Below are 8,838 nucleotides of genomic sequence, written 5' to 3'. Positions count from 1 at the left end.
GCCATCGCGTAGCCCGCGCCCGAGGGGGCGGCCGTCTTGTCGGCCATCACCGTCCAGCGGCCGTCGGCGCCGCGCGCGAGGTCGGTGGCGCCCATGACCAGGCGCTGGTCGGCGATGTGGTCGGCGCTGCGGACGAAGTCGGGGTGCCCCAGCACCAGGGCGGCGGGGACGATGCGGTCCGCCAGCAGCCGGCGCTCGCCGTACAGGTCCTCGAGCACCAGCTGGAGGAGCTCGGCCCGCTGGTGCAGGCCCCGCTCCAGTGCCGCCCACTCCGCGCTGCCGATCACCACCGGGAGCGGGTCGATGACCCAGCTCCGGCCGCGGTCGACCTGGTCGGTCAGCCCGCCGTAGCGGATGCCGTCGTCCTCGACGAGGCGGCGCGACTCCGCGCGGGCCTCCAGCAGCCCGGTCAGGCCCATCCGACCCACTGCCGAGGTCACCAGGTCCTGCTCCGGACGCACCGCGGACCCGTCGTACCACTCGTCCACCCCGCCGATGCCCTGCACGAGGGAGCGGTACGCCTCGAGCGTCCCCTCCGTCGAGTCTGGTGCGGAGACGGTCACGCGAGCACCCTAGCGAGCGCGGCAGCGAGGGTGCCCGATCTGTGGCAGGCTCGCGGCCGTGGTCACCGAGCAGGAGACGGGCAACCGGACCGACAGCGCGCAGGTGCGCCTGCTCGGTCCCGACGACCGGGACCAGTTCCTCGCCCTCGCGGGCCGCGACCCGGTGGTCAACGTCTTCGCCGACTACCGGGCGAGGGTGACCAACCTCGAGCCGCGCTGGCTCGGCGGCGAGGTGTGGGGGCGCTTCCGGGGCTCGACCCTGGTGGCCGGTTGCCACATGGGCGCCAACCTCGTCCCGGTCGGGTGCACGGGCGAGGACATGGCGGCCTTCGCGGACCACGCGATGACCCGGGTCCGCTCGACGGCGACCATCGTGGGTCCCCACGAGCCGGTCGCGGCCTTCTGGGACGTGGTGGGCGACCGGTGGGGCACGCCCCGCGAGGCGCGCTGGCGCCAGCCGCACCTCCAGATCGACAGTGATCCTGCCGTGCGACCCGATCCGCTCGTGCGCCTGACGACCCGCGACGACCTCGCCGCGCTGTACCCCGCCTGCGTGGCGATGTACACCGAGGAGGTCGGCGTCTCCCCGGAGGCCGGCGGCGGCAAGGACTACTACCGCGCCCGGGTGCAGCAGCTCATCTCCCGCGGCTGGTCCTTCGCCCGCTTCGACGAGCAGGGCCGGGTCGTCTTCAAGGCCGAGGTCGCCTGTGCCACGCCGTACGCCGCTCAGGTCCAGGGCGTCTACGTCCACCCCGACCACCGCGGCCGGGGGCTCTCGGTCGGCGGGATGGCCGCGGTCGTGCAGCTGGTCCGCCAGCGGATCGCGCCGACGGTCTCGCTCTACGTCAACGAGTGGAACTCCCCGGCCCGCGCGGCCTACGCCCGGGTCGGCTTCACCGAGTCGGCGCGGTTCTCGACGCTGATGTTCTGAGCTCGCCGCGTCAGCCGGCCGGCCGCAGCACCAGGGCGGGCTCGGGGTCCGTCGCGTTCTCGCAGGCCGCGAGGGTGCAGCGCACGGTGGCGTACTGGGTGCCGTTGGTGTCGAGGAGCACGGTGTCCGCGTCCTCCCACCGGATCGCGCCGAACCACTGCTCGGCGTCGTACCGGGCCTGCAGCGTGCCGCGCACCGCGCGCACGCTGACGCGTCCGGGCCCGACCCCGTCGCTGAGGATGTGGACCGTCGCGATCCCGGTGCCGTCGGGGTTGAAGCTCTCCACCCGCTCCCGGCACGAGGTCCACAGCGTGCGTCCCGGCCGGGAGAGGCGGCTCAGCACGGTGCAGCCGTCGAGGTAGGGGTCCTCGGTGTAGGTGGCGAGCAGGTCGTGGCCGAGGTCGGCGATCCCGGCGAAGCGCCGGGTGAGAAGGCTGGTGCGGCCCGAGCGGATGTTCCACCAGAAGGTGCCACGCTCGTACGTGCTCATCAGCACCAGGCGGCCCTCCATGCCCAGGACGGTCGGGTGGTCGGGGAAGTCGCGCTCCTTCACGAGCCGGCCGCTGCGGGCCGAGTAGACCTCGACCGGTGAGCTCCGRCGGCTTCCGTTGCGCAGCCGCACGAGCCGCTTCCCGTCCTCGGACACGGTGATGCCCCACGGGCTCACCCGCAGCAACGGCTTGACGCTGTCGTCGGGGCGCAGCCGCAGGACTCGGTGCTGGCCGAGGCCGTCCTCGTCGGAGGTGCCGATGATGAAGGCGCCCCCCGAGCGGCCGAGGAGGGTGGCCCGCTCGCCGGCGATCTCGACCCGTCGGTCGCCGTCGACGAAGGTCGTCCCGTCGAGGTGGGGGATCGCGATGTCGGCCCCGCGGGACAGGTCCGCGGGGTCGAGGTCGGTGGTGGGCACGACGGCGCCGGCGGGCACGACCGCCAGCAGTGCCCCCGCCGTACCGACAGCCAGGGCGGCGATGGTGCGGGTCAGGGCTCGGCGCCTGCTCGTCATGGTCTCTCCCGGGTGCCTGGTGGCGTCGTGGTGGCGTCGTGGTGGTGTCGTGGTGCTGTGTCAGCAGGGAGACGCGCGCCCCGGGCATCCGGTTGCACCAATCTGGTTCGCGGTGCCGGGAGGGGCGCCAGTAGCCTTCGCCCCATGATCCTCCGCATGTCGAGCCTGTTCGTCCGCACGCTTCGAGACGACCCCAACGACGCGGAGGTGCCGAGCCACCGGCTGCTCGTCCGGGCCGGCTACATCCGCCGCGCCGCCCCCGGCATCTACACGTGGCTGCCGCTGGGTCTGCGGGTGCTGCGCAAGATCGAGAACATCATCCGCGACGAGATGGACGGCATCGGCGCCCAGGAGCTGCTGTTCCCCGCGCTGCTGCCCAAGGAGCCCTACGAGGCGAGCGGCCGCTGGACCGAGTACGGCGACAACATCTTCCGCCTCCAGGACCGCAAGGGTGCCGACTACCTCCTCGGCCCCACCCACGAGGAGATGTTCACCCTCGTCGTCAAGGACCTCTACAGCTCCTACAAGGACCTGCCGCTCTCGATCTACCAGATCCAGACCAAGTACCGCGACGAGGCGCGTCCGCGGGCGGGCCTGCTGCGCGGACGCGAGTTCGTGATGAAGGACTCCTACTCCTTCGACGTCGACGACGCCGGTCTCGAGGCGTCGTACCAGAGGCACCGCGAGGCCTACGTCCGGATCTTCGACCGCCTCGGCTTCGAGTACGTGATCGTCAAGGCCACCTCCGGCGCCATGGGCGGCTCGGCCAGCGAGGAGTTCCTCGCCAAGGCCTCGGTCGGCGAGGACACCTACGTCCGCTGCACGCACTGCGACTACGCCGCCAACGTCGAGGCCGTCGCGGTCCGCCCCCCGGCCGCTGTGGCGTACGACGACGCTCCCGCCGCGCACGCGGAGAAGACCCCCGACACCCCGACCATCGACACGCYCGTCGACCACCTCAACGACGCGTACCCGCGCGAGGACCGTCCCTGGGCGGCCGGCGACACCCTCAAGAACGTCCTGGTGGTCCTCAAGCACCCGGACGGCACCCGCGAGCCGCTCGCCATCGGCGTGCCCGGCGACCGGGAGGTCGACCAGAAGCGCCTCGAGGGCCAGCTCGAGCCGATCGAGGTCGCCGCCATGGACGAGGCCGAGCTGGCCAGCCACCCGGCGCTGGTCAAGGGCTACATCGGCCCCGGAGCGCTCGGCGAGGACTCCGCGTCCGGCATCCGCTACCTCGTGGACCCCCGCGTGGTCGAGGGCACCCGCTGGGTGACCGGCGCCGACACCCCCGGCTCCCACGTCATCGACCTCGTCGCCGGACGCGACTTCACCCCCGACGGCACCATCGAGGCGGCCGACGTGCGCGATGGCGACGCCTGCCCGAACTGCACCGAGGGCACCCTGGAGTCGGCCCGCGGCGTCGAGATGGGCCACATCTTCCAGCTCGGCCGCAAGTACGCCGAGGCGCTCGACCTCAAGGTCCTCGACGAGAACGGCAAGCTCGTCACCGTCACCATGGGCTCCTACGGCATCGGCCCCTCGCGCGCCGTCGCCGCGATCGCCGAGGGCACCCTCGACGACAGCGGCCTGTGCTGGCCGCGCGACGTCGCCCCCGTCGACGTCCACGTGGTGGCCGCAGGCAAGGACCCGGCGATCTTCGCCGCCGCCGAGGAGCTCGCCGCGGCACTGTCCGCCCAGCGCATCGACGTGCTGTACGACGACCGCACCGGCAAGGTGAGCCCGGGCGTGAAGTTCAAGGACGCCGAGCTCATCGGCGTGCCCACCATCGTCACCGTCGGCCGCGGCCTGGCCGACGGCGTCGTGGAGGTGCGCGACCGCGCCACCGACGAGCGCCGCGACGTGCCGGTGGCCGACGCCGCGGCCCACGTGGCCGCGCTCGTCCGGGGCTGATCAGCGCGGTGGGCACCCCCGACCTCCAGGCGGTCATCTTCGACTGGGGCGGCACCCTGACCCGCTGGCACGACGTCGACTTCCACGCCGAGTCGCTGGCGCTGGCCGAGGCGGTGGTCCGCGCCGAGCACCACTCGCCCGACGAGATCACCTCCCGCCTGCACGCCGCGGGATCGGTGGTCTGGGGGAGGAGCCGCGACCACCAGCAGAGCGCGACGATCGCCGACCTCTTCACCGAGGCCGGGCTCGAGCACGACCCCGAGCTCCTGAGCGCCTACTACGAGTTCTGGGAGCCGCACACCGCCACCGACCCGGAGTGCCGCCCCATGTTCGCCGAGCTGCGTGCGATGGGCCTCAAGGTCGGCGTGCTGTCCAACACGATCTGGCCCCGCGAGTGGCACGTCGGGTTCTTCGAGCGCGACGGCGTCTACGACCTGGTCGACGGGGACGTCTACACGAGCGAGATCCCGTGGACCAAGCCGTCCGCTCGGGCGTTCGGCGCCGCGATGGAGGCCGTGGGCGTCGACGACCCGGCGGCCTGCGTCTACGTGGGCGACCGGCTCTTCGACGACATCTGGGGAGCCAGGGCGGCCGGGCTGCACGCGATCCACGTGCCGCTGAGCAGCATCCCGCCCGAGCAGGTCGGTCACACCGAGGGCGAGCCGCACGCCGTGGTCCACGCGCTGGCCCAGGTGCCCGACGCCGTCCGCGGGCTCGGGTGACTGTTCGTCCACTTTTGCAGGTTTACGCAGCGCGCAAAGATGCAACCATCGGGAGGTGGGCGCAAGCACCCGGGTGCTGCATAGTTCTGCATGTGCCACCGTCACCCCACATGACGTGGCACACGGGTGATGCTGACCAACCCCTGGTCCGCGTCCTCACCGGCTGGGGGAGATCTCGGGACTTCCCCACTCGGTGAGGGCGCGGACCTTCCCATGTCGGGGCACTCCGCGGGCGACGACTCCGCGACGGAGGTCTCAGCCCAGCTCGGGCGCTCCGGGGAACGCCGCGGGTCGGCCCCCCAGGCGCAGCTGGAGCACGGCCGCCTCGGTGAGCGCCCCGGCGGCCCAGCGGCGCTGCGGGCCGGCCGACTCGGCCACGAGCGCGGCGTACGTCTCGGCACAGGACTGCTCGGTGAGCAGCGCGGCCCGGGCCACGCGGGTCGCCCCGCCCAAGTCGGCCGGCTCCTCGTACGCCGCCCCGGCCGCGACCGGCTCCGCGCCGAGGTCCGCGATCATCAGCCGCAGCTGGTCCCGGCGGGCGCGGTGCGCGCGGTAGCCGTCCTGGAGCGCCTCGAAGAGCGCCGGGTCCGTGGACTGCGACGTGCGACCGCCGTAGAGGCCGTACAGGTGCAGGGCGGCGTGCTCCGCCGACAGGGTCGCCTGGAGGGCCTCGAGGGTGCTCATGCGCCCGGGCCCGTCGTCGGACCGTCGCCGTCGAGCACGGTCAGGTGCTGGGTGAGGGAGGCCGCCATGCTGGCCAGCGCCCGGGCGAAGTCGCCGCTCTGCGCCGCGCCGGTCGCCTCGCGCAGGGTGCGGACGAGGCCGGTCTCCGCGCGGCGTACCCGGGCGAGGGCCACGGGGGGCCGACCGGGCACGGCGGGGGAGGCGGTGGCGTCCTGCTCCACCTCGGCGGCCCCGTCGAGGACGGCCCGGTGGCTCGCGTGCACGTCGACGAGCGGCTGGAGGTCGGCGGCGAGGTCCGGATGGCGGTCCAGCGTGGCCCGGGCCAGCGCGGCCGTGCGGTCGAGCGCCTCCAGGACCGTGCCGAGCAGCAGGACGTCGGCGTCGGGCTCGGGGTCCGCGGCGGCGGCCGGCCCGGGCTCGTCCGAGGGTGGGTCGAGGGTGCAGCCGGCCACGAGTCCCGAGCCCGCGAGCGTCCCGGTGAGGGCCAGGCCGACCGCCGAACGGCGGGAGACGGGGCGGGCGCGCACGGACACGCCCGGAACCCTATCCGCCGCCGGTGGACCACCCGGGGCCAGCGGCTATCGTGGGCCCCGAACGACAACAGCACAAGGAGGTCGCACACTCGTGAGCAGCGCCAGACAGGACGCCACCCGGGACCGGATCGAGGAGGCACTCGTCGGACCCCTGTCCGAGCAGGGCCTCGACGTCGAGGCGGTGGACGTGACGCCGGCCGGCAAGCGACGGGTGCTGCGGGTGGCCGTCGACAAGGACGGCGGGGTGACCCTCGACGACGTCGCCGACGCGACGCGGTCGATCTCCGAGGTGCTCGACGCCTCCGACGTGATGGGCGAGATGCCCTACACCCTCGAGGTGACCTCCCGAGGGGTCGACCGCCCCCTGACGTTGCCGCGCCACTGGCGCCGCAACGTCGACCGGCTGGTCAAGGTCACGCCCGTCGAGGGCGAGCCGCTGACCGGCCGCATCACCACCTGTGACGAGACCTCGGTGACCCTCGACGTCGACGGAGCCCCCCGGGTCCTGGCGTACGCCGAGGTCGCCAAGGCCCTCGTGCAGATCGAGTTCAACCGCAAGCGCGACAAGAGCGAGGACGCCTGATGGACATCGACCTGAGCATCCTGAGGATGCTGGAACGCGAGAAGGAGATCTCCTTCGACGTGCTCGTCGAGGCGATCGAGCAGGCACTGCTCACGGCGTACCACAAGACCCCCGGCGCGCAGGACACCGCGCGCGTCGAGCTCGACCGCAAGAACGGGCACGTCAGCGTGCTCGTGCGCGAGGTCGACGAGGACGGCAACGCCTCCGAGGAGTACGACGACACCCCAGCCGGCTTCGGCCGGATCGCCGCCACGACCGCGAAGCAGATCATGCTCCAACGCCTGCGTGACGCCGAGGACGACATCCGCTTCGGGGAGTTCGCCGGCAAGGAGGGCGACATCATCTCCGGGATCATCCAGCAGGGACGCAACCCCGACGACGTGATGGTCGACCTCGGCAAGCTCGAGGCACTGCTGCCCGTCGGCGAGCGGGTGCCGGGGGAGGAGTACAAGCACGGCGAACGCATCAAGACCCTGGTCGTGTCGGTGCGCAAGGGCATGCGCGGGCCGCAGATCACCCTGTCGCGCAGCCACCCCAACCTCGTCAAGAAGCTCTTCGCGCTCGAGGTGCCCGAGATCGCCGACGGCACCGTCGAGATCGCGGCCATCGCCCGCGAGGCCGGCCACCGCACCAAGATCGCCGTGCACTCGAGCGTGCCCGGGGTCAACGCCAAGGGCGCCTGCATCGGCCCGATGGGCCAGCGGGCCCGCAACGTCACCGCCGAGCTGCACGGGGAGAAGGTCGACATCGTCGACTGGTCGGAGGACCCCGCCCAGTTCGTGGCCGAGGCCCTGTCGCCGGCCCGGGTCAGCGCAGTGGAGATCGTCGACGCCACCACCCGGTCCTGCCGCGTGGTCGTCCCGGACTACCAGCTGTCGCTGGCGATCGGCAAGGAGGGCCAGAACGCCCGCCTCGCCGCGCGCCTCACCGGCTGGCGCATCGACATCCGTTCCGACGAGGCGCCGACGCCCGAGGGGTGAGCGGCACCTCCCACCGGGGGAGGCCATTCGGGATTCGAGCGCTCAGGCGATAGAGTTTCCGTCGGTGACCAGGACCGACAGCCCGCACGTGCCCATCCGCACCTGCATCGGCTGCCGGGAGCGGGCCACCAGGAGCGAGTTGTTGCGTGTCGTCATCGGCTCGGACGCGAGCGGCCAGCCGGCCGCCTGCCCCGATCCGCGCGGCACGGCTCCGGGCCGGGGGGCGCACCTGCACCCCACGACCGGGTGCTACGACCTCGCGGTACGCCGGCGGGCGTTCTCCCGGGCCCTGAGGGCCGGGGAGGCACTCACCAGCACGCCGGTGGCCGAGCACCTCGCAGCACAGCACTAGCACGACAGACCCGAAGCAGCACCGACCAGATCAGTACCGATCAGAGACTGGAGCAGCAGCTCATGAGCACTCGATGAGTACTTCCCGATGAGTTTGCACACCCGCTAACGGTCCGAACCACCCCGCCGCACTCCTGCGACGACGGGTCTCGGGCCAGAAGGAGAATTGTGGCCAAGACCCGAGTCCACGAACTCGCCAAGGAGTTCGGCGTCGAGAGCAAGTTTGTTCTCGAGAAGCTCAAGGAGATGGGTGAGTTCGTCAAGTCGGCATCGTCGACCGTCGAGCCCCCCGTCGAGATGCGGTTCAAGAAGCAGTACGGCGACCAGCTGAAGTCCGCTGCTGCGTCCGCCCCGGCCGCCGAGCCCGAGGCCAAGCCGGCCCCGCAGGCACCGGCGAAGCAGGCTGTCGAGGCTCCGGCCGCGGCTGCCTCCGCCGAGGCGCCCGCAGCCCCCGCCGAGACGTCGGCCGCGCCGTCGTCCACCCCCGGTCCCCGACCGGGTCCCAAGCCCGGCCCCAAGCCGGCTCCTGCCGCCGAGCCCGAGGCGCCCGCCGCCGCGGCCCCGGCCGCACCCG

Annotated in this window: 11 protein-coding genes; 7 read left to right on the top strand and 4 right to left on the bottom strand. The window is 72.8% G+C overall.

Annotation, left to right across the window (positions count from 1 at the left end):
* Positions 1-563, bottom strand: a 563-nt coding sequence (locus AC1DQF_RS20395) for a circularly permuted type 2 ATP-grasp protein (protein ID WP_477527057.1), incomplete at its 3' end; no start/stop codon positions are given.
* A gap of 58 nt (positions 564-621) precedes the next feature.
* On the opposite strand from AC1DQF_RS20395, the gene AC1DQF_RS20390 reads away from it, so the two are divergent.
* Positions 622-1,494 (top strand): GNAT family N-acetyltransferase, encoded by an 873-nt coding sequence (locus tag AC1DQF_RS20390; RefSeq protein ID WP_477527056.1) that lies wholly within the window; start codon positions 622-624, stop codon positions 1,492-1,494.
* A 10-nt stretch (positions 1,495-1,504) separates the two neighbouring features.
* Here AC1DQF_RS20390 and AC1DQF_RS20385 read toward each other — a convergent pair whose 3' ends face one another.
* A complete protein-coding gene (locus tag AC1DQF_RS20385) occupies positions 1,505-2,497 on the bottom strand; it encodes a hypothetical protein (RefSeq protein ID WP_477527055.1) in 993 nt (330 codons plus the stop codon).
* Between the two features lie 144 nt (positions 2,498-2,641).
* Here AC1DQF_RS20385 and AC1DQF_RS20380 point away from each other — a divergent pair, with 144 nt between their 5' ends.
* Together AC1DQF_RS20380 and AC1DQF_RS20375 are read left to right on the top strand one after the other, a co-directional pair.
* Positions 2,642-4,411, top strand: a complete 1,770-nt coding sequence (locus AC1DQF_RS20380) for a proline--tRNA ligase (protein WP_477527054.1) — start codon at positions 2,642-2,644, stop codon at positions 4,409-4,411.
* An 8-nt stretch (positions 4,412-4,419) separates the two neighbouring features.
* Positions 4,420-5,133, top strand: a complete 714-nt coding sequence (locus AC1DQF_RS20375; protein ID WP_477527053.1) for an HAD family hydrolase — start codon at positions 4,420-4,422, stop codon at positions 5,131-5,133.
* 255 nt (positions 5,134-5,388) lie between these two features.
* On the opposite strand, the gene AC1DQF_RS20370 is transcribed toward AC1DQF_RS20375, so the two are convergent.
* Together AC1DQF_RS20370 and AC1DQF_RS20365 are read right to left on the bottom strand one after the other, a co-directional pair.
* Positions 5,389-5,817 (bottom strand): ferritin-like domain-containing protein, encoded by a 429-nt coding sequence (locus AC1DQF_RS20370; RefSeq protein WP_477527052.1) that lies wholly within the window; start codon positions 5,815-5,817, stop codon positions 5,389-5,391.
* The gene (locus AC1DQF_RS20365; protein WP_477527051.1) at positions 5,814-6,350 is read right to left on the bottom strand and encodes a hypothetical protein; all 537 of its coding nucleotides are present in this window, start codon (positions 6,348-6,350) and stop codon (positions 5,814-5,816) included. Before AC1DQF_RS20365 ends, AC1DQF_RS20370 begins: the two co-directional genes overlap by 4 nt.
* A gap of 91 nt (positions 6,351-6,441) precedes the next feature.
* Here AC1DQF_RS20365 and rimP point away from each other — a divergent pair, with 91 nt between their 5' ends.
* The 4 genes from rimP to AC1DQF_RS20345 form a co-directional block, all read left to right on the top strand.
* Positions 6,442-6,933 (top strand): ribosome maturation factor RimP, encoded by a 492-nt coding sequence (gene rimP / locus AC1DQF_RS20360; RefSeq protein WP_477527050.1) that lies wholly within the window; start codon positions 6,442-6,444, stop codon positions 6,931-6,933.
* Positions 6,933-7,913 carry a transcription termination factor NusA gene (nusA, locus tag AC1DQF_RS20355; protein WP_477527049.1) on the top strand — a complete coding sequence of 327 codons (981 nt, stop codon included), beginning with the start codon at positions 6,933-6,935 and terminating at the stop codon, positions 7,911-7,913. Before rimP ends, nusA begins: the two co-directional genes overlap by 1 nt.
* A gap of 64 nt (positions 7,914-7,977) precedes the next feature.
* A complete protein-coding gene (locus AC1DQF_RS20350) occupies positions 7,978-8,265 on the top strand; it encodes a YlxR family protein (RefSeq protein ID WP_477527048.1) in 288 nt (95 codons plus the stop codon).
* 167 nt (positions 8,266-8,432) lie between these two features.
* A partial coding sequence (locus AC1DQF_RS20345) for a translation initiation factor IF-2 N-terminal domain-containing protein (RefSeq protein WP_477527047.1) occupies positions 8,433-8,838 on the top strand: 406 nt, incomplete at its 3' end.

It is taken from the genome of Nocardioides sp. P4_G4, assembly GCF_056401085.1.
The sequence above is the reverse complement of the archived record's forward strand: the minus strand, read 5'-3'. Positions and strand labels throughout refer to the sequence as shown.

Coding starts and splice junctions, on each gene's coding strand:
- AC1DQF_RS20370 (WP_477527052.1), bottom strand. CDS start 5,817: ATGAGCACCCTCGAGGCCCTCCAGGCGACCCTGTCGGCGGAGCACGCC.
- nusA (WP_477527049.1), top strand. CDS start 6,933: ATGGACATCGACCTGAGCATCCTGAGGATGCTGGAACGCGAGAAGGAG.